The organism is Terriglobales bacterium (assembly GCA_035487355.1).
Taxonomy (GTDB): Bacteria; Acidobacteriota; Terriglobia; order Terriglobales; family Acidobacteriaceae; genus QIAW01.
Map to the genome: position 1 here is coordinate 101,408 of DATHMF010000030.1, position 21,719 is coordinate 123,126.

Annotated in this window: 21 protein-coding genes; 5 read left to right on the forward strand and 16 right to left on the reverse strand. The window is 55.4% G+C overall.

Features of this window, described 5'->3' with window-relative positions:
• Positions 1-25: 25 nt before the first annotated feature.
• From VK738_07195 to VK738_07225, 7 genes are all read right to left on the reverse strand, one after another.
• A complete protein-coding gene (locus VK738_07195; protein HTD22422.1) occupies positions 26-529 on the reverse strand; it encodes a flotillin family protein in 504 nt (167 codons plus the stop codon).
• An 86-nt stretch (positions 530-615) separates the two neighbouring features.
• Positions 616-1,203, reverse strand: coding sequence for an NfeD family protein (locus VK738_07200; GenBank protein HTD22423.1), 588 nt, complete (start codon positions 1,201-1,203; stop codon positions 616-618).
• A gap of 44 nt (positions 1,204-1,247) precedes the next feature.
• Positions 1,248-1,787, reverse strand: a complete 540-nt coding sequence (locus tag VK738_07205; protein HTD22424.1) for a helix-turn-helix transcriptional regulator — start codon at positions 1,785-1,787, stop codon at positions 1,248-1,250.
• A 6-nt stretch (positions 1,788-1,793) separates the two neighbouring features.
• Positions 1,794-2,321: a hypothetical protein gene (locus VK738_07210; protein HTD22425.1), complete on the reverse strand. Its 528-nt coding sequence runs from the start codon at positions 2,319-2,321 to the stop codon at positions 1,794-1,796.
• Between the two features lie 201 nt (positions 2,322-2,522).
• Positions 2,523-3,359, reverse strand: a complete 837-nt coding sequence (locus VK738_07215; protein ID HTD22426.1) for an ABC transporter permease — start codon at positions 3,357-3,359, stop codon at positions 2,523-2,525.
• A 17-nt stretch (positions 3,360-3,376) separates the two neighbouring features.
• A complete protein-coding gene (locus tag VK738_07220) occupies positions 3,377-4,294 on the reverse strand; it encodes an ABC transporter permease (GenBank protein HTD22427.1) in 918 nt (305 codons plus the stop codon).
• Positions 4,295-4,305: 11 nt separating this feature from the next.
• On the reverse strand, positions 4,306-5,685 hold the full coding sequence (locus tag VK738_07225) for a hemolysin family protein (GenBank protein ID HTD22428.1): 1,380 nt from the start codon (positions 5,683-5,685) through the stop codon (positions 4,306-4,308).
• A gap of 279 nt (positions 5,686-5,964) precedes the next feature.
• Here VK738_07225 and VK738_07230 point away from each other — a divergent pair, with 279 nt between their 5' ends.
• The 4 genes from VK738_07230 (at position 5,965) to VK738_07245 (ending at position 10,640) form a co-directional block, all read left to right on the forward strand.
• Positions 5,965-7,173 (forward strand): efflux RND transporter periplasmic adaptor subunit, encoded by a 1,209-nt coding sequence (locus VK738_07230; GenBank protein ID HTD22429.1) that lies wholly within the window; start codon positions 5,965-5,967, stop codon positions 7,171-7,173.
• Between the two features lie 69 nt (positions 7,174-7,242).
• Complete coding sequence (locus VK738_07235; protein HTD22430.1) at positions 7,243-8,499, forward strand: ABC transporter permease; 1,257 nt, start codon at positions 7,243-7,245, stop codon at positions 8,497-8,499.
• Positions 8,500-9,762 carry an ABC transporter permease gene (locus VK738_07240; protein ID HTD22431.1) on the forward strand — a complete coding sequence of 421 codons (1,263 nt, stop codon included), beginning with the start codon at positions 8,500-8,502 and terminating at the stop codon, positions 9,760-9,762. It abuts the gene before it with no gap.
• A 44-nt stretch (positions 9,763-9,806) separates the two neighbouring features.
• On the forward strand, positions 9,807-10,640 hold the full coding sequence (locus VK738_07245; protein ID HTD22432.1) for a CAP domain-containing protein: 834 nt from the start codon (positions 9,807-9,809) through the stop codon (positions 10,638-10,640).
• Positions 10,641-11,150: 510 nt separating this feature from the next.
• On the opposite strand, the gene ispG is transcribed toward VK738_07245, so the two are convergent.
• The 6 genes from ispG to VK738_07275 all read right to left on the reverse strand — a co-directional run bounded on the left by ispG (position 11,151) and on the right by VK738_07275 (position 17,583).
• Positions 11,151-12,404 (reverse strand): flavodoxin-dependent (E)-4-hydroxy-3-methylbut-2-enyl-diphosphate synthase, encoded by a 1,254-nt coding sequence (gene ispG, locus VK738_07250; protein ID HTD22433.1) that lies wholly within the window; start codon positions 12,402-12,404, stop codon positions 11,151-11,153.
• A gap of 100 nt (positions 12,405-12,504) precedes the next feature.
• On the reverse strand, positions 12,505-13,845 hold the full coding sequence (rseP, locus tag VK738_07255; protein ID HTD22434.1) for an RIP metalloprotease RseP: 1,341 nt from the start codon (positions 13,843-13,845) through the stop codon (positions 12,505-12,507).
• Between the two features lie 24 nt (positions 13,846-13,869).
• On the reverse strand, positions 13,870-15,072 hold the full coding sequence (locus VK738_07260; protein HTD22435.1) for a 1-deoxy-D-xylulose-5-phosphate reductoisomerase: 1,203 nt from the start codon (positions 15,070-15,072) through the stop codon (positions 13,870-13,872).
• Between the two features lie 12 nt (positions 15,073-15,084).
• On the reverse strand, positions 15,085-16,002 hold the full coding sequence (locus VK738_07265) for a phosphatidate cytidylyltransferase (GenBank protein ID HTD22436.1): 918 nt from the start codon (positions 16,000-16,002) through the stop codon (positions 15,085-15,087).
• A 139-nt stretch (positions 16,003-16,141) separates the two neighbouring features.
• Positions 16,142-16,939 carry an isoprenyl transferase gene (locus VK738_07270; protein ID HTD22437.1) on the reverse strand — a complete coding sequence of 266 codons (798 nt, stop codon included), beginning with the start codon at positions 16,937-16,939 and terminating at the stop codon, positions 16,142-16,144.
• Between the two features lie 254 nt (positions 16,940-17,193).
• Positions 17,194-17,583, reverse strand: a complete 390-nt coding sequence (locus tag VK738_07275) for a helix-turn-helix transcriptional regulator (protein HTD22438.1) — start codon at positions 17,581-17,583, stop codon at positions 17,194-17,196.
• Positions 17,584-17,917: 334 nt separating this feature from the next.
• Here VK738_07275 and VK738_07280 point away from each other — a divergent pair, with 334 nt between their 5' ends.
• A complete protein-coding gene (locus VK738_07280) occupies positions 17,918-18,523 on the forward strand; it encodes an HD domain-containing protein (protein ID HTD22439.1) in 606 nt (201 codons plus the stop codon).
• A gap of 177 nt (positions 18,524-18,700) precedes the next feature.
• Here the strand turns inward: VK738_07280 and hutH are convergent, their stop codons facing one another.
• The 3 genes from hutH to VK738_07295 form a co-directional block, all read right to left on the reverse strand.
• Positions 18,701-20,215 carry a histidine ammonia-lyase gene (gene hutH, locus VK738_07285; protein HTD22440.1) on the reverse strand — a complete coding sequence of 505 codons (1,515 nt, stop codon included), beginning with the start codon at positions 20,213-20,215 and terminating at the stop codon, positions 18,701-18,703.
• 86 nt (positions 20,216-20,301) lie between these two features.
• The gene (locus VK738_07290) at positions 20,302-20,727 is read right to left on the reverse strand and encodes a thioesterase family protein (protein HTD22441.1); all 426 of its coding nucleotides are present in this window, start codon (positions 20,725-20,727) and stop codon (positions 20,302-20,304) included.
• 140 nt (positions 20,728-20,867) lie between these two features.
• A complete protein-coding gene (locus VK738_07295; GenBank protein HTD22442.1) occupies positions 20,868-21,653 on the reverse strand; it encodes an enoyl-CoA hydratase-related protein in 786 nt (261 codons plus the stop codon).
• Positions 21,654-21,719 lie beyond the last annotated feature (66 nt).

The window sequence follows — 21,719 nt, forward strand, 5'->3', positions numbered from 1 at the left end:
CAAATAAAAGCTTCAAATAAAAGCTCTAACGGTTGCCCTTCTGTTCACGAACTTGTTTGATCCTGAAAGAGACCATCTCCAGGCCCATCTTGTCGATGTCAGCCGCACAGCTCTCGCGCATGTGGTCGGCCAGCTTCTCCGGCTCTTTGACAATCTGTTCTACGGTAAGGTGGGCGATGATGGTGCGCAGGCGGCTTTCCATCATCTGACGAATCAGCTCTTCACGCTGCTGCAGCGTCTTGGTAAGAAACCACTCGGCAGCGGCATGGATCGAGCTCGGGTTCGATTTCACCCTGACCTGGGCCACGGCATCCACAGCTACAATGGCTCCCTCGGAGGTATGCAGGTTCTGTTGCGGCGCCACCTCAAACGACATCAACTGCAGCGACAGCTTTTGATAATTTTCAACCAGGGGGAAAATCACGGTGCCTCCATCAACCACGATGCGCGATCCACGAAAGCCATACACGATGAGTGCCTCATTTGGTGCTGCTTTGCGATAAAGATTGGCCATGATTGCTATCAGCAAGAGAGCGCATGCTCCCATTCCAACCGCAATGACCATCCAAGATGGAAATCCCAAAACCATAACTACGTTCTCTGAAACTAAAGACTTTAGCTTTTCTCTTTCTCTTCACTGGCAATGCCGACGCCATGCTCATCGGCGAACTCCGCCCAGGGGCGCACAAAAGCAATGCCGTCTTCATACCGGGTCACTACCACTTCGGAATCCTTGGGGATGGCCCGGCCATCCTCGCTTTGCGCGCCAATCACACGGCGCGTCCCCTGCTGCTGATAAATCAGCTCACCCGTCCCTTTGGGACGTATGGAGACAGCCAAGGTTCCCACCACACCCACCATCTCGAAGTCAGAGGGGTCAAGTGGCGATTCATACCGTAGCAACACCTTCACGAGAAACCAGAACACGATGGCCGCACCACCCAGACCGGACATTGCCGAAGCCAGCAGCGCCAGCACAAACCAAATTGTGGAGTAATGGGTGAGCAAATAGCCCATGCCGCCGAACCAGCACAAAAACGCCATCATGGATGTCATGTTGAAGAACGGAATATCCAACGTGTGGCTCCCAGCCTTCGTCCCAAAGCGAAGATGTCCGCCGTGGTAATGGGCATGAAAGGGCAGGTGCCACCGCGCCGGCAGATGCAGATGAAAGGCGCCGGAGAACAGCGACAATGCGCTCATTAGAAATCCAAAGAAAAAACAGACAAGGTAGAAGGTCTCCCAGTTCATACCGTCCTCCTTCCGTTTCCCGGCCCGTTACGGGGCTTGCTTCCCGCAATTCGGCCGTTGCTTCTTTCATACTCGGGCTTCAAAACCTGCAGCAGGCGCTCGGCAAGCTGCGGCGTCTCCAGAATGGCCGCCAGCAGCGCCAGGCACTTGCGCGAATCCTCGTGCTTGGCCAGTTCAAGCAGGGCGTGGCTTAACTGCGGATCGCGGCGAAAGCGCTCGGCCCCGTTGATCAGCCACAAATCCAGCTTGTCTTCCAGCGTGCTCAGGTTCGAGGTGAGCTCGGTGTGGAAGCCCTCGGGGTCATCCACCAGGTAACCGGGATGCACCTTGAAAAACTTTGCCAGCAGCATGCGCGTCGTGTTGGTCAAGTGCGGACGCGTGCCGTTCTCGATCTGCGAGAGATACGACTGGCTGATGTTTTTCTTCAATTCCTTGCTCATAGCTCGGGCCACCTCGGCCTGGGTCATCTCGCGGTCCAGCCCGCGAACAGCGCCCTCCATGGAGCGCAAGTAACGGATCTTTTCTCCCAATTTCATGTGTTCCTATACTGCCTTGGCCTGCTGAATCGCGGCAGCCAACTCGCTCGCGTGCTGCGAGCCGATAAACACAGGCAAACCACTGTTCAGCTTGAGCTGTACGCCGCTCCTGCCGCTGATTACATAGGCCCATCCCTTGCGGCCGAGGCGCACTCCGTAGCCTCCATAGTCCAGGATCGGGCTGCTGTCTCGGGTGAAGACCTCGCGAATCTCAGTCAGCGGAATCGAACGCTGCCAGAATGGCGAGAACTTCAGCCTGATACCATTGCGATCTACCACCACCATCAGCCGGCAGGCAAAGACCAGCCAGACAGTCAGCAACGAGATCAACGTGATCACGGTTGCCATGAAAATCAGGGCCTGGTTGCTGAGCGGATGATTGCCCCAGGGAATGCCTCGAAAGATCTGTTGCCAGACTCCGAAGGCGAAGACCGCGGGCGCCACCAAGACCAGCAAAGCGATGGGAAACATTAGCCGCCGCCCAAATTGCTGCTCCTCCTGGAAGAGCACATTCGGGTTTGTAAAGTTATTCATATAATTGCAAATTGCAATCAGTTTATTACAATTTGTAATCAAGTCAATGGGATTTTAAGCTTTGTTTTCATATATTTGAGGAGATGTTCGAAAATGGTGCCTTGGCTTGTTAGGGAACAGCTTTACTTTAGAGGTTGCGGACGAGATGCAGAATTAACCTAAATCCGCGTTAATCCATGAAATCCGTGGTTTGCTTTTGTTCTACATCCCCGCTTCAATGCGGGCGCGGGGATCGAGGTAGTCGCGCAGGGTGTCCCCGATGAAGTTGAAGGCCAGCACCGCCAGCATGACAGCGGCGGCAGGGAAGAGCACAACGTGCGGCGCGTCGAACAGATGCGAGCGGCCATCGTTCAACATGGAGCCCCAACTGGGCACAGGCGGCGGCACGCCTAATCCAAGAAAACTCATGGTGGCTTCGGCCAGGACAGCTCCTGCCATGCCGATGGCCGCTTGCACGATGACCGGCTGGATCATATTGGGAAGAATATGGCGCGTGATCACACGCCAGTCACTGGCGCCCAGGGCGCGGGCGGCTTCCACGAATTCTTTCTCGCGTGTGGCCAGCACCTGAGCGCGCACCAGCCGGGCGTACCCTACCCAGCCTCCGAGTGAGAGCGCCAGAATCAGGTTCCACAGCCCGGGGCCAAGAAAGGCGACGAAGGCAATGGCCAGCAGAATTCCGGGAAAGGAGAGAAAGGCGTTCATCACTACGACGTTGAAGAAGCGGTCAATGTACCCACCGTAGTATCCGGCGGTGCAGCCAAAGATCATCCCCAGCAAGAGCGAGGCGGCCACCACGCTCGAACCCACCATCATGGAGATGCGCGCGCCATAAATAACGCGCGATAAGATATCGCGTCCGAGTTCATCGGTTCCCATCCAATGTGAAAGCGAAGGAGGGGAGAGGCGCGTGGGAAGATCAATATGTGCCGGGTCCTGGGGAGCAATCCACGGGGCAAAGAGGGCAAAGAGGGCGAAGACGCAGATCATCCCCAGGCCAAAAGCAGCCAGCGGATTGCGGCGAATATTGTGAAGCATGCTCAAGCGATTGCGTCCTACTGCCGAATTCTCGGGTTGGCCACCGAGTACAGCAAATCAGTCAAGAAATTCACTGCCAAATAGGTCAGGCCGATGGCGAGCACGCATCCCTGCACCAGGTAATAGTCGCGGGTGTTGATGGCCTGTACGGTGAGGCGTCCGATGCCGGGCCAGGAAAAAATGGTTTCGGTGACAATGGCTCCCGCCAACAGTGCACCAAATTGCAGCCCGACAACGGTGAGCACCGGAATCATGGCGTTGCGCAGGGCATGACGATACACGACGACGCTCTCCGGCAGACCTTTGGCGCGGGCGGTGCGGATGTAATCCTGTCCTAGCTCTTCCAGCATGGCGGTGCGGATCATGCGTGTGAGAATAGCTGCCAGCGCGCCGCCCATGGTGATTGCAGGCAACACCAGATGCTCCCAGGTTTCCGATCCAGAGACTGGCAGCAAGCCCAGCTTAATGGCAAAAAATAAAATCAGGATTGGCCCCAGTGCAAAGTTGGGAAACGAGAGCCCCAGCAAGCTGATGAAGCTAAGAAGGCGGTCATCCCAGCGATTGCGCCGTGTTGCCGAGCGCACCCCTGCGGGAATGGAGAGCAGCACGGCCACGGCAAGCGCGGCCAGGGTCAAGCGTAGGGTCGCGGGATAGCGCTGCAGAATCAATCCGGTGACGCCTTGGTTGTAGCGCAGCGAGTGTCCCAGGTCGCCATGCAGCACACCGCGCCAATAATTCAAATACTGGCGGCCGAGCGAGACATCGAGTCCGTAGGTATGACGCGCAGATTGAAGGTCGGCGCCGGCGGCGCCCTCTCCCAGCATCAACTGGATAGGATCGCCCGGGACAAGATGAATGAGCAGAAAAACGACAGACACAACCAGCCAGATCACTGGGATGGTATAAAGCAAACGCGTTGCAATGTACTTAAACATGGGGTTTAGTTTCAGGAAGCCTGTTCCTGGGCCGCCGGCGCAGGAGCTGTTTTGTTGGCTTCGATACGAACCAGCCCGACGCGATGGCCCTCCATTTTAACTACGGTGAATTTGCGGCCATCAAACTCCACGGTGTCTCCATTCTTGGGGATGCGTTGCAGGCGGGAGATCACGAAGCCACCCAGGGTCTCAAAGCCTTCATCGCGGGGAAGCTTCAACTCATAATTCGTTTCCAGGTCACGGATGTTCTCAGCGCCATCGAGCACCATCACTCCCCCGGCAAGAGAGAGCGGAGGCGATTCATCCACATCGAACTCGTCTTCAAGCTCGCCCACAACTTGTTCAAGCACATCTTCCACGGTGACCACGCCTACGGTCGAGCCAAATTCATCCACCACGACGGCCAGGTGGCGGCGACGCTGCTTGAACTCGGTCAGCAGGTCGGTGAGCGGCTTGGTATCGGGCACCACCAGTACATCACGCATGATGTGGCGAACCTGCACGGCAGAAGAAGGCGGAAGGGGAGCGCCCGACTTGCGCAAATTGGTAAAGCGCACATACATCAGCCGGGCCACATCTTTGGCATATAAGACCCCGATAATGTGCTCCGGCCCGCGCTGCGAGTCATAGACGGGAATGCGAGAGTGCTGATCTTCCACGACACGGCCGGCGGCCTCTTCCAGCGGCATGTCGGCGGGAAGAGAGAAGATGTCGGGCCGGGGCACCATGATCTCGCGTACGGTGATGTTCCCCAGGTCTAGGGAGCGGTGAATCATGTCTTCCTGGATCTCGGGCAACAAACCGACGCGGCGGCTTCCGGTGACAATCAGCTTCAGCTCTTCCGGCGAGTGCACTCCGCCTTCGCGCATGCTGCGCATTCCAAAGGCACGTAACACCAGGCGCGATCCGCGCGTCATTAGATAGAGAAGCGGCTTGGAGAGCGCAATAAAGGCCTCCATCGGTCCGGCCACGGCCAGGGCCACGCGCTCGGCCCGGGTCAGCGCCAGCGACTTGGGAACAATTTCACCCAGGATGACGTGAAGATAAGTGATCAGGGTAAAAGCAATGATGCTGGCGATGATATGAGCATAAATAGCCGCATGGGGAATATGCACCAGCAAAGGCTCGATCATGCGGTCTACCGTGGGCTCACCGATCCAGCCCAGCGCCAGGCTGGAGAGGGTGACCCCGAACTGCACGGCCAGCAGGACCTCGTCAAAGTTCTGGTGGAGCTTTTGGATGGTGCGTGCTCCGATGCGGCGCAGATCAATAAGCTGCTGGATGCGCGTATCGCGCACACTCACAAGGGCAAATTCTGCGGCCACAAAGAAGGCATTGGCTGCAATAAAGAGGAGAACGAGGAACACCCGCAGCAACACGAGCGTAAACATGGAATGCTGATTGTAGCATCCTCCGGGCTGGCTATCAGATGCCTGAGTACGGGGGTAAGCTTTCAGGTTTAGAAGTAGAATAGTAGCCGGTAATCTGTGCTTTTATTAAAGACGAGTAAATGTAAATGTGCATCTATTAAGAAAAAACGCTAACTTTTCCCTCAATTCGTGGTCTAACGGTGCGTACCGAATAGGAATTTTTTTAATCGAATAGGAACTTTTTCAAAGCGGCTTGCGTATCCCATCCAGCGGTGATCAAGATCTGTCAAGGAGCGGCCCATGGCGAATGGAAACGGCAAAAAGAAGAAAAAGAAGATAATTCTGGTATCTGGCGGGATTGCTGCAGGCGTCATCATATTGCTCATCCTTATCGCTGCCAAGAGCGGCGGCACGGTCATTGATAAATCCAAGATCGGAGAGGTCAAGCGCGAGACCTTGGCAAAAAACGTAGTCGCCACGGGTAAGATCACGCCCATTACCAAGGCAGAGATCAAATCCAAGGCTAGCGGCATCGTCAAGAAATGGTATAAGGACGCGGGCCAGCCGGTGAAGGCCGGCGAGGTGCTGGTGGAGCTGGATAAAGAAGAAATCCTGACCCACGTGCATCAGGCCGAAGCTGACCTGCAGGCCGCCGAAGCCAGCCGCAACGCCGCGCAGGCCGATGTCAGCCGCGCCACGGTGGATGCCGAAGGTCCCGATGTTCCCCTGCTGAAGCGCACGTATGAGCGCGCCGAACAGATGGCGAAGGAAGGCGTGTTTTCCCAATCGCAGTTGGAAGATGCCCAGAAGAATTACGAACTCGCACTTAACAAGCAGAACGTCGCCCGCGCCAACCTGATCGTCTCAAAAGCCAAGCTGACCCAGGAGACGGCCGCGGTTGCCAAGTCCAGGGCAGCGCTTGAGCAGAACAAGCAGGAATACCAATACTCCACCATTGTCGCCCCCATTGATGGAATCGTGCTTTCGCGTGACGTGGAAATAGGCGATGCGGTGAGTTCCATCCTGGTGATGGGGTCTGCGGCCACGCAGATTATGACCATTGGCGACATCCACGAAGTCTATGTGCTGGGCAAGGTGGATGAGAGCGATATCGGCAAAGTTACGATGAACCAGCCGGCACGGATCAAAGTCGAGTCTTTCAAAGACAAGACCTTCAACGGCAAGGTCACCAAAATCGCTCCCATGGGTGTGGAAAAGGACAACGTCACTACTTTCGAAGTACGCGTTTCCATTGATAACCCCGGCGGCGAGTTGAAGACTACCATGACCGCCAACGCCGAGATCATTCTGGAAGAGCATCCTGACGTCCTCACCGTTCCGGAGGCGGCGATCATCTACGACAAAGACAAGAAAGCTTACGTTGAAGTCGTGGATCCTAAAGCCAAAGAAGGCAAGCGCAAAATCTCCATCACGGCCGGCATCTCCAACGGCTCAAAAACAGAAGTCCTCAGTGGATTGAAAGAGAAAGACCAGGTGGTGTTGCAGTAAGGCGTTAAGTCTAAGGGCTTCGCAGCCACACATTCTGGCGAAAATAGCCGTCTCTTCGAGAGGGAAGCGATGAATTTGCGTGAAATCTTCCGCCAGACATTCACGGCTATTCGCACCCACAGGATGCGCAGCTTCCTTACCATGTTCGGCATCGTGTGGGGCATGGTATCGGTGATTCTGCTGGTTGGCCTGGGACTCGGATTCGGCCGCGACCAGCAAAACCGGATGAAATCTCTGGGCACAGATGTAGTCATCGTGTGGGGCGGAAGAACCAGCGAGCAGGCAGGCGGTTATGCTGCCGGACGCGAAATCCGCCTGTGCATTGATGACGCTCGTGCCATCCAGGCTGAGTGCTATTCGGTCAAAGCCGTCAGTCCGGAGTTGCGGCAAAGCCTGCCCGAAACCAGCCAATTCAACGCTGCCAACCGTCCGGTGCGCGGTGTCTGGCCTGTTTACCAGAATTTTCGCTCTCTCCAGATCGGTGAAGGACGTCTAATGAGCGAGGAGGATGAAGCCGAAGGCAGGCGCGTGGTTATTTTGGGACATGACGCAAGAGAGCAGCTCTTTAATGGACAGCCCGCCGTGGATGCAACCCTGATGATCAAAGGGCTGCCCTACACCGTCATTGGGGTTCTGGCCAAAAAGAAACAGAACAGCAGCTATGGCAGCGGGCAAGACGACACCCAGCTTTTTGTTCCCTATGCCGCCATGGCCCGCGATTTCCCCCGTGCCACCGGGGCGGGCGTGACCCGCGACTGGCTTAACAACCTGGTGTTCGAAGTGGAAAACCCAGATGAACATGAGCAAGCCGTGCAACAGGTATACCGCACCTTGGGCAGGCTTCATCACTTTGAGCCCACAGACAAAGACGCTTTATTCGTGTGGGACACGATGAACGCAGCCAAGCTTCTTAGAAGAATTTTCAGCGTCATGACCCTTTTTTTCGGCACGGTTGCGATTACGACTTTGAGCCTGGGCGGAATCGGGGTCATGAATATCATGCTGGTCTCAGTCACGGAGCGTACGCGTGAAATTGGCGTTCGCAAGGCCCTGGGCGCAAGCCGGGGAGACATCCTGCGGCAGTTCTTTGCCGAGTCTGCCCTGCTTACGTTGCTCAGCGGCGCCCTGGGGCTGATTTTCGGAGTAGGGTTTTGTGTTTTGTTGGAACAGGTTTCCTTGCCCGAGTTTATTCCACATCCTGTGATTTCTCTGGTTGCCGTAATCGCTGCGCTGTTCACGCTCTCGGTTCTTACCGTCACGGCCGGCATGGTTCCGGCCATGCGCGCCGCTGACCTGACCCCGGTGGAATGCCTGAGGTATGAATAAATGCCTTTGAAAGACATCGTGGTCCAGGGCTGGGAGTCGCTGATGCGAAACCGCCTGCGCTCGGCCTTGACCATGCTGGGAATCGTGTGGGGCCTGGTTTCGGTGGTGATCCTGCTGGCCTACGGCGAAGGACTCGGCAACAGTGTGTTCAACGCGTTCCTGGGGCTGGGAAATGACGTCATCATGATGTGGCCGGGACAGACCAGCATGCAGGCGGGCGGCGAGCGCGCCGGGCGCAGGATCAAATTTACCTACGATGATGTGCAGGCGGTCCGCGACCAGGTGCCCATTGCAAAAAACGTGAGCGCGGAATCGGACAACGGCCTGGGCTACAAAATTAACAATCGCGTAATTTCAGTGATGACCAAAGCGATTGAATACCCTTACGGAGCGATGCGCAAGCTGGAGGTAGAAGATGGGCGCTACTTCGAGGAGAGCGACTTCAGCGAAGGCCGCCACGTGGTCATCTTTGGAGCGGATGCGGCCAAAAAAGTCTTCAACGGAGCGCCCGCTGTGGGAGAAGATGTTGATATTCAGGGCCTGCGTTTCGAGGTCATCGGAGTTTTACGCAAGAAGATCCAGGATTCTTCCAATAACTGTCCTGATAACCAATGTGCTTTCATTCCGTTTCCGCTGATGCGCGACGTGACTGACCCTCCACAACGCAATCCGGACATGATCGTCTTCCAGCCGGTTTCTCCCGAGCAAAACAAAAAAACCGTGGCTGCAGTGCGGGCGGTCCTGGCCCAGTACCACCACTTTGATCCCAAGGACGACAAAGCCACTCCGGAGTGGGATACCGTTGAAGATGGCCGCGAACTCCGCCAGTTTACGATTGCTCTTGACGTATTGTTAGGCCTCATTGGCGCGTTGACCCTGGGCGTGGGCGGCGTGGGCGTAATGAACATCATGCTGGTTTCGGTGACGGAGCGGACGCGCGAAATTGGATTGCGCAAGGCCCTGGGGGCGCGTCCGCGGCATATCCTGATGCAATTTTTGGCGGAATCGCTGGTGCTGACCTTTGTCGGAGGCGTTATCGGTATGCTGCTGGCCTTGATCATCGCGCATGCGGTGCCTCCCATGCCGCTCTACAGCGATATGGAAAAGACCCTGAACCACGAAGGAGACATCTTTCTGCAAACTTCGACCATGGTCATGGTGGTTTCTTTTGCCATCCTTTCCATCGTTGGCGTCTTCTCCGGCTTCTGGCCCGCGCTGAAGGCGGCACGCATGGACCCCATTGAGGCATTGCGTTACGAGTGATTGCATTACGAGTGTATGCTAGTGCTGTGCGAGTAGTTTTCCTTTTGTTCTTAATCGTCAGCAGCGTTTGCCTGGCGGGCGCATTGCAGAACGCCGGAGCCCAGAGCGTCGAAAATAATTACAAAGACGCTGACGCTGATCCTAGTTCGTCGTCGCAGCTTACCTCCGATGAAAGCGAACTCTACACTCTGGTCAATCAAGAGCGGAAGAGCCAGAACCTGCCTCTATTTACACTGGATGATCACCTGATCATCGCAGCACGCAAACATTCCCGGGAAATGGCAAAGCTGGGCAAACTCTCACACAAATTTGCTGACGAACTTGCTTTGGCGCCGCGGCTGGCGCAGGCCGGCGCCCACTTTGATTCCGTCGCGGAAAATGTCGCGAATTCTGATTCCCCGCAGAGCGCCCACACTGAATTCATGCACTCTCCCGGACATCGCGCTAACCTGCTGAATCCCGCCTACAACGCAATTGGCATTGGCATCGTGGAGAAAGGCGACCAGATTTACGTTACGGAAGATTTTAGCCATCGCGTCCCTGAGCAAACTACCGAGAACATCGAAGCCCAAATCTTGAAGCAGATGAACCAGGTCCGTTCCCACAGCGGGCTGGCTGCATTCGTGCGTGGTGATTCTTCTCAACTGCGCGCAGCCGCATGCAAGCCGGGAATCACGCCCCACGCCGCCATGCGCTATCTTCCGGTAGAGGGCTTCATGGTGGTTTTCAGCCAGGCTGAAGCCCGAGATTTACCGGTTCAATTGAAAAAAGTTGCAGAAGACCCCGTGGCGAAGCATGTTGCCATTGGCGTTTGTTATCCGCCGGAGTCGCAGCAGGGATTCGCCATGTTCACGGCCCTGGTGGGGGTGTACAAATGACGGGGCGATCACGCAGTGGCGATCTTAGGGACCCCTCGGTTTGGCACAGCAGCAACATCCAGCCTGTTGGTATCACCGTGATATCAAACGCTTCACTCTTGGGTAATTGTAGGTCATCATTGTTCCCGGAAGTGTATCTGGCATTCAAGAATGCGGGGGCGCGTGCCCCAGCGGTCTTTGAAAATTCGCAAAAAGCAGTACTCAGTAGCCCCTCAGCAACGGCCCGCGGATGATATCTATTTAGTAAATACTGCAGACCGTACGGGCTGGCTCTGCAAGTGTCCCATCACGATAGCGGTTTTCTCCAGTAAATACGGGGCAATCACGTTGTTTCAGGAGGTTCTAACCACTTGCATGCAAGTGGGGGCGAGGTGAACCTGCCTGGAGCAATAGAGGGATCGGGGTGGGTAATTAAATGGTAAACGATTCACTTGCGCGGTGCCGATTTGATTGAACTGTTATTTCGAGGATGAAGCACGGCCGGGGACGGCTGTGCTTCACGAGCTATAGTTATACTTTGACGGCGACTTCGGCTTGTTCTTTGGCGCTGTAGTGCGAGTCAACATATTCATCGAGAATCTTGATGAATTCAGCGACGATGCGATCGCCCTTCAGCGTGGTCATCAACCGGCCATCTACGAACACGGGCGCTTTGGGTTCTTCAAATGTGCCTGGCAGTGAGATGCCGATATTGGCGTGCTTGGATTCGCCCGGCCCATTGACCACGCAGCCCATGACGGCGAGCTTCATCTCTTCCACGCCGGAGTATTGCGTCTTCCACACCGGCATTTTTTCGCGCAGATAGGTTTGGATCTGCTCCGCCATCTCCTGGAAGAAGGTGCTGGTGGTGCGCCCGCATCCGGGGCAGGCTGTGACCTGCGGAGTAAAGCTGCGGATACCGAGTGATTGCAGAATCTGCTGCGCAACAACTACCTCTTCCGAGCGGTCGCCGCCGGGAGCAGGAGTGAGCGAAACGCGGATGGTATCGCCAATGCCTTCCTGCAGCAGGATGCCGAGGCCGGCCGTGCTGGCGACAACGCCTTTGTTTCCCATGCCGGCTTCGGTGAGTCCCAGGTGCAGGGCATAATCGCAACGGGTGGCCAGAGAGCGGTACACATCAACTAAATCCTGCACGCCGCTGACCTTGGCGCTGAGGATGATCTGATCGCGCCGCAATCCGTATTTTTCGGCCAGCGCCGCCGAGCGCAATGCGCTCTCAATCATGGCCTCCATGGTGACCTCACGCGCGTCTTTCATCTGGTCTTCAGGCAGGCGGGCATTTTCATCCATCATGCGGGTCAGGAGCTGCTGATCGAGCGAGCCCCAGTTCACGCCGATGCGCACCGGCTTCTGGTTCTTTACGGCAACTTCGATCATGGTTTTGAAGTTGTCATCGTCTTTTTTGCCGATGCTGCAGTTGCCGGGGTTGATGCGATATTTGGAAAGGGCCCTGGCGCAGTCAGGATATTTGGTGAGCAGCAGGTGTCCGTTGTAGTGGAAGTCTCCGATGATGGGCACGTGGATATTTTGCCTGGCCAGGCCTTCCACGATGGGAGCCACGGCCTGGGCGGCGGCGTCATTATTTACGGTGACGCGCACCAGTTCGGAGCCGGAGCGCGCCAGCGCCGCCACCTGTTTGATGGTACCTGGCACATCGGCCGTGTCGGTATTGGTCATGGATTGCACCACAACCGGCACATCGCTGCCGACACGCACACCCCCGACATTGACGGTTACAGACTTCCTGCGCTGAATTGTTGCCATATCTTATGAGTGTAGCTGCAAGGGCAGCAGCCCTGCAATGTTTCCGTGGCTTATAGACGAAAGTGATATCCCGGGGTTTCGCGTGCAATCCGAACAGTTTCTACATGTGCGGCAGAAGTTTACCCAAGGCGGTCTTCGTAATGTCGTTGTAAATTACGACCGCGGCAAAAATAATCAGAAACACAAAAGCAGCCTGGTAAACCCGTTCTTTGACTTCGCGTCGTATATCGCGCCGCATGACCCCTTCGACAAGCAGCAGCAGAATCAGGCCGCCATCCAGAATTGGAATAGGCAGAAGGTTAAAAATCCCCAAGTTAAGGCTGATGAGACACATGAGTTCGATGAACGGCAGAAAGCCCTCATGTGCGACCTTCCCCGACATCTGCGCAATACCGATGGGGCCGGACATTTGGCGGATGGAAACCTGGCGGCGCAATAATTTCTGCAGAACTTCAATGATCAGCGACGAGGCATTCTTATTCCATTCAAGCGACTTCACGAACGCAGCTGAAAACGGAAGCCGGTCGGCATGCATAGGATCGGAACGCAGACCAACGCGGTAGCGCTGTTGCCCGTTGTCGTCGGTGAGTTCTGCTGTCATCTTGAAATCCATGAGTTTGCCATTACGGTTGACCGTCACTGTGACTGGCTGGTCCTTCACCTGCTGAAGACGATCGAGCAGGTCATGCGAGGAGTTAGAAGGAGCATGATCAACCGCAACGATCACGTCATCAATCTTGATGCCGGCTCTGATTGCGGGCCTATCTGGTTCAAGCTCAGTGACCTTAAAGGGCTGGTCGGGCGCGATGCCCAATTGATCGAAAACCGGAACTTCACTGCCGGCAATCACAACTTGTTTGGGAAGGACCTGGTTTCCGCGTTGCACATCGAAGCGGAATGGTTGTCCTACACTGATGGCCATCTCATCGAGGACTTTCTCCCACGTCGGGTTATTGATGCCATCCACGCGCACGATGCGGTCATTGGGCTGCAAGCCGGCCTTAGCGGCAACCGAATTCTCTTGCACACTCAGGATGGTCGCCGGCTGATCAAGAAAAAATGGATGCTCATAGCGCACCATGTACACGCCGGTGAGAACGGCAATGGAGAATAGAACGTTCATCGCTGGCCCGGCAATTGCAATGAAGAAGCGCTGCCACCGAGGATGCGCCATGAACTCGCCGGGATCGCCGGTGCTGGCCTCCATCGGGTTCTCGCCCGACATTTTCACGTAGCCTCCCAGAGGCAGCACGCTTACGCGATAATCGGTATCGCCACAGCGGAAGCCGAATAAACGCTTGCCAAATCCAAGCGAGAAGACCTCAACGCGCACGCCAAAGAGCTTGGCCGCGGCATAGTGGCCGAACTCATGGATGAAGACCAAAGTCCCCAACATCACGATCACGTCGAAGACAGGGTTAGTGAGTAAGTAAGAAAGCATACAAAATCAAAGTTCCTAACGATTTTATCGTGTCAGGGCCGCCGAGGGGGAGATTACTTTAGTTTTACCTAAATGGCCCACAATTTCAGCTGCCACGTTTCGTGCCTGTGAGTCTACCGAGAGCACTTCTAGTATAGATTCAGGATGATGGTCCCTGGTTTCTTCTAATGTTTGCTGGATTGCCCTGGGAATGTCAAGAAATGTAATTGAACCCTGCAGAAAGGCCGCAACCGCTACCTCATCGGCAGCATTGAGGGCAATGGATTTGTCCCCGCCGGCTTCGGCTGCTTCATACGCCAAACGCAGGCAAGGGAACTTCTCCATATCTGGCGGATGGAAATCGAGCCGCTTCAGCTCCTGCACGGGAAAACGCAGGTCCGAGGCGATGCGCTCGGGCCAGGTGAGCGCATAGAGAATCGGGAGGCGCATATCTGTGACCGAGAGTTGCGCCAAAATGCTGCCATCCACAAACTCAACCAGAGAATGAATCGTGGATTGCGGATGCACAATCACTTTTACCTTTTCGGGCGGCATATGAAACAAACGGCAGGCCTCAATCACTTCAAAGCCTTTGTTCATGAGAGTAGCGGAGTCAATGGTGATCCGCTTGCCCATCTTCCACGTGGGATGGTTCAAGGCCTGCTCGACGGTGATCGTCTCAAACTCTGATTTAGGTGTGTGCAGAAAAGGCCCGCCGGAGGCAGTGAGCCAGACGCGCTCGACTTCTTCCATGCGTCCGCCGCGCATGCACTGGTGTACGGCGTTGTGCTCGCTATCAATGGGCAGGAGCGGTTTATTCTGCTTGCGGGCTTCGGCGGTAATCAGTTCACCTGCGGCCACCAGGCATTCTTTGTTGGCTAGGCCTACAGTCTTGCCGGCTTTGACGGCTTCGTAGGTAGCTTCGAGTCCAGCCACGCCCACAATCGCGCTGACCACGAAGTCGGCTTCAGGATGCGTGGCAACGCGCACGGTCCCCTGGGATCCGTGCTCGACTTGGATTGTGTCCAATCCGGTGCTCTGCAACTGCGCTTTCAGCCTGGCGGCGTCTTCGGCCTTGGCCATGGAGATGATTTTGGGTTTCCAGCGTTTAGCGTCGGCGAAGGCAGCTTCCAGGTTTGTGCCCGCGGCCATGCTGACGACAGAAAATCGCTCCGGGTAGGATTCGACAATGCTGAGTGTGCTTCGTCCAATGGAGCCGGTGGAGCCTAAGATGGCAATGCGTTTCATCCGATACAGATTTTAGCTCGTCAGTTTAACGTTGGAGGCATAGTACCACAGCACCGGAGCCGCCAGCAGCAGAGCGTCAATGCGGTCGAGCAGACCTCCGTGGCCGGGCAGCAGTGATCCAGAGTCTTTCACATCGGCGCCCCGCTTCACCATGGATTCCACCAGGTCGCCTAACTGCGCGGCGATATTGATCAGCGCCGAGAACAGAAGAATGTGCCAAAGCGCAGGAGTTTGCAAGTGAACGCTCTCCTGCAGAACGGTGCGGGGGTGCAAAATTTCAAACTGAAACATAAAGTGGACCAAACCGTTGGTAATGGGATCAATGTATTCAAACAAAAGGAACCCTATCCCAATGGCGCCCAGGAATGAAGCCACTGTACCTTCCCACGTTTTCTTAGGGCTGATGCGCGGCGCCAAGGGGTGGCGTCCGAAGGCGCGGCCAATATAGTAGGCCAGAATATCGCCCGACCAGATTAGAACCAGAAAAAATAAGAGCCATACAATCCCGGCCGGGAGACGGCGCGTGTTCACGAGTTCTCCGAGCGTCAAAGCGATGTAGGGAATGGCAAGATAAGAAAAAGCCGCGCTCAGAAAAGAGGTGCGCAGGTTTTCTCTCGCCATCGCCATGGCGAGAAGAAGCAAAGGAAAAACCCGGACCACAACTGAGAACATGAATACGTCGGAATCTGAAAACCCGGCGATCTTGCCGGAATAATCTTTTAAAGCAATTCCAGCGAAATACAGGGCAATGAAAAGAAGAATCGCTTTGCGAAAGGGTTTAAGGCCGTAGCCCTTGGCCAAAAGCAGGAACTCATCTGCTGCCAGCACCGCCACCACACCGATAGCCGCCGCAAACAACCAATGCGGGGCAACCAGCAAAAGCCCCAGGACCAGCGGAACCAGCACCAATGCCGTAAGTACACGTTTCAAGATATTCCCTCAACAGAAAAAATTACATCCGAATGAAATGATGCTCTGGTGCATTTCAGGTTAAGACATGCTGGATGGTATCAGAGAGCGGGCAGTTACGAAATTCCTAAGTGGGTTACCGGGCCCGGTGAGCGGATGGCTAATTATTGGTCTCTGTTTCCAGCAGGCCGCCGTAACGACGCTCGCGTTGCTGGTATTCGGCAATGGCCTCAAGCAGGTGACGTCCGCGGAAATCGGGCCACAGAGTTTCAGTCACGTAGATTTCGGCATAGGCCAACTGCCAGAGCAGAAAATTACTCAGCCGCATCTCACCGCTGGTACGGACCACCAGGTCGGGGTCGGGCAGGTTCCGCGTATAAAGATGCTGCTTAATCAGCTCCTCATCAATTTTAAGATGTCCGATGCCGCCATTGCCCGCGGCGGCGTGGACGATATCGTTGAAGGCGTCAACCAACTCCGTGCGGGCGCCGTAGTTGAGGGCCAGAGTCAGGACCATGCCGGTATTTTCGGCAGTGGCGTCGCGTGCCCATCCCATACGCTCCTGCACCTCGGTGGGCAGCTCGTGCTTGCGGCCGATGTACTCCAGCCGGATATTGTTTTGCTGCAACGTAGGCAGCTCTTGCTTGAGATAGCGGCGCAACAGCGCCATAAGGAATCCGGTTTCCGTGCGCGGCCTGCGCTTCCAGTTTTCCGCAGAAAAAGCGTAGAGCGTCAAAGCCGGCAGGCCAATGCGGGCGGCGGTTTCCACCGTGGAACGTACGGCAGTAACACCGGCGCGATGTCCGGCGACACGCGGCATATGGCGCTTTTTGGCCCAGCGACCGTTGCCATCCATGATGAGAGCTATGTGGCGAGGAATGCGCTTGAGATCAAGCTTGCTATAGATTTCCGCTTCTTTGCGGTCAAGTCCTTGCGGTATGGCGACAGTCAAACTCACGTTACCTTTATGGTATAAAGTACCACATTCGAGGGCTGCTGAATAGTCGAAACCAACTTCGTCCTCGCCTTAGATTCGCGTGAGATAGCCTTCATCGAAGAACTCATCTTTCTTCCCTTCGTGTCCTTCACCTGCCTTCGTGTCCTTTGTGGTAAGCCTTACAGCGGGCCCATAAAAAAATGGCGCGACTCAGAGAAATCGCGCCAGGAGGCATTGCAAGAAAAGTGTTGACTCCGATTGTCTGTGTGTAATCCCTAAGAAGTTCTCCTTGGCCGTGTGGTCATGTCCCTGATCTGAGCAAGAATGCTGGAGCATTGCATGGCATTCAGCTTGGAGACATAAGGGACCAGCTCGGCAATGAACGAGTCGGCCAGCAGCTCACGGATCTCATCTTCTTGCGTACGCTTGCCGCCGTTCAGCAAGTCTGGGATGTGCACCTCCAGCGCCCGGGCCAAACGCTGGAGCGATGAGAGTGTAGGCATGGCTTTTTCATTTTCGATCTTGGAAACATAGGTGCGCGGCACTTGCATACGCAACGCCAGTTGGCGTTGGCTTAATCCACTGCGCTGCCGCAGCGTGCGAATCGCGGATGCAATCTGTAATTGTGGGTGTCCATTGCCGTTCCCATGAGAAGGCACGGGCATTGGCGGAACTACCTCGATAGGGGCCGGCTCCTCTGGGTCCAACGAGGTGTGGCACCTTCTGCAAAGGTGGTTATGAGTTTGAAATTGCACTAAGTGACAGCGATCACAGCGGATTACTTCACGCGAATCTACAGGCGCGAGATTTGTAGCCATTCGGATTGTGCGTCGACGCCAGAGCAGGCACGACGTACCGGCCGCAACTGCAAATCTGGCCGTGTTACTTTCATAACATACTTTGCGGTATAGCTACCGTAGATGTCAACCCTTTTCTGCGGTAAAAACAGTAGAATTTCGGAATTCATGTGCGTAATATCCAGGGAAAACGGGAGAAAACATGGAGAAAACAGGGCAAAAAACAGAAATCAATCGCACTGCCGCCTGGGAGTTACTCTGCGAGCACACCCAGTCAGAAAGTTTGCGCAAACACATGCTTGCGGTCGAAGCCTGCATGCGGGCCTACGCCCGCAAGTTCCGGGACCAAGGAACTGACCCCACGGCAGATGAGGAAACTTACGGCATCACCGGCCTGCTGCACGACTTCGATTATGAAAAGTATCCGACGCCGGCCGAACATCCGTTCGTGGGCAGCAAGATCTTGGAGGAGCGTGGATATCCGGAAGAGATGCGGCGCGCAATTCTCTCGCACGCCGAGTACTCCAATGTGCCGCGCGTTACTCCCATGGAAAAGGCATTGTTCGCCTGCGACGAGCTGGCAGGATTCATTACCGCAACGGCGCTCGTGAAACCGAGCAAGTCGCTGGCAGAAGTTGAGGCCAAATCGGTACGCAAGAAGATGAAAGACAAAGCCTTCGCCCGCAGCGTCAGCCGTGACGACATCACCAAAGGCGCCGCCGAACTGGGTGTGGACCTGGAAGAGCACATCGCTTTTTGTATTAAGGCGATGAAGGGGATTGCTAAGGAACTGGGATTGGGTCATTGAATCATTGAATCATTGACTCATTGGTTCATTGCGGAATTGGGTAATTTTGTAATCGAGTAATTGATAATTTTGCCTCGAGAGATCACCTGTCTGAAAAACAATTACGCAATTAACAAATTACACAATTACTCAATGGCAAAATGACTCAATGACCCGATGACCCAATGATCCGATGATTCAATCTCTCAGAGCTTCCACCAATTTGCCTGCTGTCACCACCTCCGCTACCCGCACAAAATCTTCTGCCAGTACGCGGTCCTTCTCCACCGAAGGCGACACCTTGCGGATAGCGCTATGCGCCTTCTGGCCGCGCGGGCTGGTTTTCAGCGGAGCCAGAAAGTCCAGCGCTTGCGCGGCGGCCATGGCTTCAATGGCCAGTACGTTGGTCGTATTCTGAACGATTTTTTTCAGCTTGATGGCTGCGGTCATCCCCATAGAAACATAATCTTCTTTGTTTCCTGAAGTCGTAATCGAATCTACCGAGGCCGGATGGGCGAATACTTTGTTTTCGCTGACTAAAGCCGCGGCTGTGACCTGGGCCATCATGAATCCGGAGTTCAATCCTGCTTCTGCGGCAAGAAAAGGCGGCAAGCCTTCGTTGAGAGCAGGATTCACCAGCCGCTCCAGCCGCCGTTCGGAAATTCCTGCAAGCGCTGTCAACGCGATAGCGAGAAAATCGAGAGCGAAAGCAAGCGGTTCACCATGAAAGTTGCCGCCGGAGATGATGGCGCCGTTGTCGGTGAAAACCAGGGGGTTATCCACGGCCGAGTTCATCTCGATCTCAAAGACCTCGCGGCAGTGGGTCAGCGCATCGCGCACCGCGCCGTGGACCTGCGGCATACAGCGCAGGGAATAAGCATCTTGCACGCGGCTGCAGGCGCGATGCGACTCGCGGATCTGGCTGCCTTGCAGCATGCGGCGCAGATTTTCTGCCGTGCGAATCTGCCCGGGATGCGGACGCGCCTTGTGGATGCGTTCATCGAAAGCAGCATCGGTTCCGTGGAGCGCATCGAGCGAGAGCGCGCCGATGACATCGGCGGAATCCACCAGAATCGAAGCGACGGAAAGCGCCAAGGTGCCAACCGACAGCATGGCCTGTGTACCGTTGATGAGTGAGATGGCCTCTTTGGCTTCGAGGCGCAGCGCAGTAATCTGTGCTTTCTTCAAGGCCTCGGCGCCGGGCAAACGCTTGCCTTCGAAATTTGCCTCTCCCTCGCCGATTAGAGTTAGCGCCAGGTGCGCTAGAGGCGCAAGGTCACCACTGGCCCCTACGCTGCCCTGCGAAGGGATGACAGGATGCACACCTCGGTTGAGCAACTCGCACAAAGTATCAATCACTACTGGCCGCACGCCGGAGTACCCTTTGGCGAGCGAGTTGGCGCGCAGCAGTATGAGCGCGCGTGTTTCTGATTCGGAGAGCGGCTCGCCAACACCTACACAGTGCGAGCGAATCAGGTTGATCTGCAGCGTACGAATTTCCTCAGGAGCAATGCGCACATCGCTGAGTTTGCCTACGCCGGTGGTGATGGCATAGGCCAGTTGGTTGTTGGCCACGAGTTCATCCACCACCCTACGGGCCTTTTCAACCAGGGCGCGAGCATCGGGCGCGAGCAGCACGGGCCGTTTTTCATAAACCGCTTCGCGCAGGTCGCGAAGCGAAAGAGAGTTTCCGTCAATATGAAGGGCTTGCATAAGTCAAATCTAACCACAAAGGGCACAAAGGTTAACGAAGGAACACAAAGAAAAGCAAATAGCATCCCCCCGCGAGGGAGATGCGCTCAACTTCGATGCAATATTTCCGCGAACACTGCCTTGTATTTTTCCGGCAACCCCACCTTCTCAAATTTGCTGTTCACGGCAATATGCGTGGACTCGCCTTCCGCCAGCAATGCATGATCAGCCGCCCGCGCAATTTCATAGCCGAAATGCAGCAGCGATTCGCGCATGTTCTTCAGGCTGGTGCGGACCACAATCTCATCATCGTACCGCGCCGGCTGCTTGTAGCGGCAGCGGACATCCACAACGGCAATGTGGCAATCGTCCTCAATTTCCATGTCGCGATAGTTGAACCCGAGCTGGCGCAGCAGCTCTACACGCCCAACCTCGAACCAGATAATGAAATGGGAGTGATAAACCACGCCCATCTTGTCAGTTTCGGCATAACGTACGCGCAGACGGGCTTCACCGATAATTGGCTTGCTCATAGGATCTCTAACCGCGGAGGCGCGGAGACGCAGAGAAGAATGGACTTTTCTATTTGCTTGTTCATATTCGTTGCATTCCGCCGTATCAGACCAACACTTGAAAATTAAACCTCCGCGCCTCAGCGACTCCGCGGTTTAATTCATTTCCCTTTCCAGACAGGTTTGCGCTTTTCCAGAAACGCGGCAATGCCCTCGCGGAAATCTTCGGTCGTGCGGATCCAGGCATTATGACTGATGGCTTCGTGGATCTGGCGCTCCAGTTCTTCATGCATGTAGCCGCTGAGCAGCTTCTTGGTAGCGCGCAGCGAGACTGGGCTGTTTTCCATCAGCGTGCGGGCGAGTTGAAGAGCGAACGCCATTACCTGGTCAGGCGGCACGACGTCGTTCACCAGGCCCAGCCGGTGGGCTTCATCTGCATTGAGGATGCGTCCTGTCAACAGCAGGTCGCGGGCATGCTTTTCACCGATTTGCCGGATCAGGAAAATCGAAACGATGGCCGGCATAAAACCGATGCGCACTTCGGTGTAGCCAAAGCGGGCTTCATGCGATGCCAGTGTGAAGTCACAGAGTGTGGCAATGCCGCAACCGCCGGCGATCGCGGCGCCGTTCACAGCGGCTATCGTGGGTTTAGGAAACTCGTAGATGGAGCGGCAGAGCCGCGCGATGGTCTCGGAATCTTTTACGTTCTCGGCCTGCGAGCGGGTGGCGAGGGCCTTGAGATCTTCAAGGTCCATTCCGGAGCAGAAGGCTTTGCCCGCCCCTGTCAGGATCACCACGTGTATGGATTCCTGTTGGGCAGCGTGATCCAGCGCGAGCAGCAGGTCATCCACCAATTCATGGCTGATAGCGTTGCGCTTGTCGGGACGGTTCAGCGTGATCGTAGCCACGCCCGCAGATTCATTGAACAACAGCGTGTTGAATTTCATAAAAATTTTGCCCGATTTCCACTACGCAGGACACCTGTAGTGAGAGAAGCTTTATTATTCTTGCAC

Coding starts and splice junctions, on each gene's coding strand:
- VK738_07295 (HTD22442.1), bottom strand. CDS start 21,653: ATGAAATTCAACACGCTGTTGTTCAATGAATCTGCGGGCGTGGCTACG.
- VK738_07200 (HTD22423.1), bottom strand. CDS start 1,203: ATGAGCGCATTGTCGCTGTTCTCCGGCGCCTTTCATCTGCATCTGCCG.
- VK738_07215 (HTD22426.1), bottom strand. CDS start 3,359: ATGCTTCACAATATTCGCCGCAATCCGCTGGCTGCTTTTGGCCTGGGG.
- VK738_07275 (HTD22438.1), bottom strand. CDS start 17,583: ATGCCCGTGCCTTCTCATGGGAACGGCAATGGACACCCACAATTACAG.
- VK738_07205 (HTD22424.1), bottom strand. CDS start 1,787: ATGAAATTGGGAGAAAAGATCCGTTACTTGCGCTCCATGGAGGGCGCT.
- VK738_07240 (HTD22431.1), top strand. CDS start 8,500: ATGCCTTTGAAAGACATCGTGGTCCAGGGCTGGGAGTCGCTGATGCGA.
- VK738_07230 (HTD22429.1), top strand. CDS start 5,965: ATGGCGAATGGAAACGGCAAAAAGAAGAAAAAGAAGATAATTCTGGTA.
- VK738_07210 (HTD22425.1), bottom strand. CDS start 2,321: ATGAATAACTTTACAAACCCGAATGTGCTCTTCCAGGAGGAGCAGCAA.
- VK738_07235 (HTD22430.1), top strand. CDS start 7,243: ATGAATTTGCGTGAAATCTTCCGCCAGACATTCACGGCTATTCGCACC.
- VK738_07290 (HTD22441.1), bottom strand. CDS start 20,727: ATGAGCAAGCCAATTATCGGTGAAGCCCGTCTGCGCGTACGTTATGCC.
- VK738_07220 (HTD22427.1), bottom strand. CDS start 4,294: ATGTTTAAGTACATTGCAACGCGTTTGCTTTATACCATCCCAGTGATC.
- VK738_07280 (HTD22439.1), top strand. CDS start 17,918: ATGGAGAAAACAGGGCAAAAAACAGAAATCAATCGCACTGCCGCCTGG.
- hutH (HTD22440.1), bottom strand. CDS start 20,215: ATGCAAGCCCTTCATATTGACGGAAACTCTCTTTCGCTTCGCGACCTG.
- VK738_07225 (HTD22428.1), bottom strand. CDS start 5,685: ATGTTTACGCTCGTGTTGCTGCGGGTGTTCCTCGTTCTCCTCTTTATT.
- VK738_07260 (HTD22435.1), bottom strand. CDS start 15,072: ATGAAACGCATTGCCATCTTAGGCTCCACCGGCTCCATTGGACGAAGC.
- rseP (HTD22434.1), bottom strand. CDS start 13,845: ATGCTTTCTTACTTACTCACTAACCCTGTCTTCGACGTGATCGTGATG.
- ispG (HTD22433.1), bottom strand. CDS start 12,404: ATGGCAACAATTCAGCGCAGGAAGTCTGTAACCGTCAATGTCGGGGGT.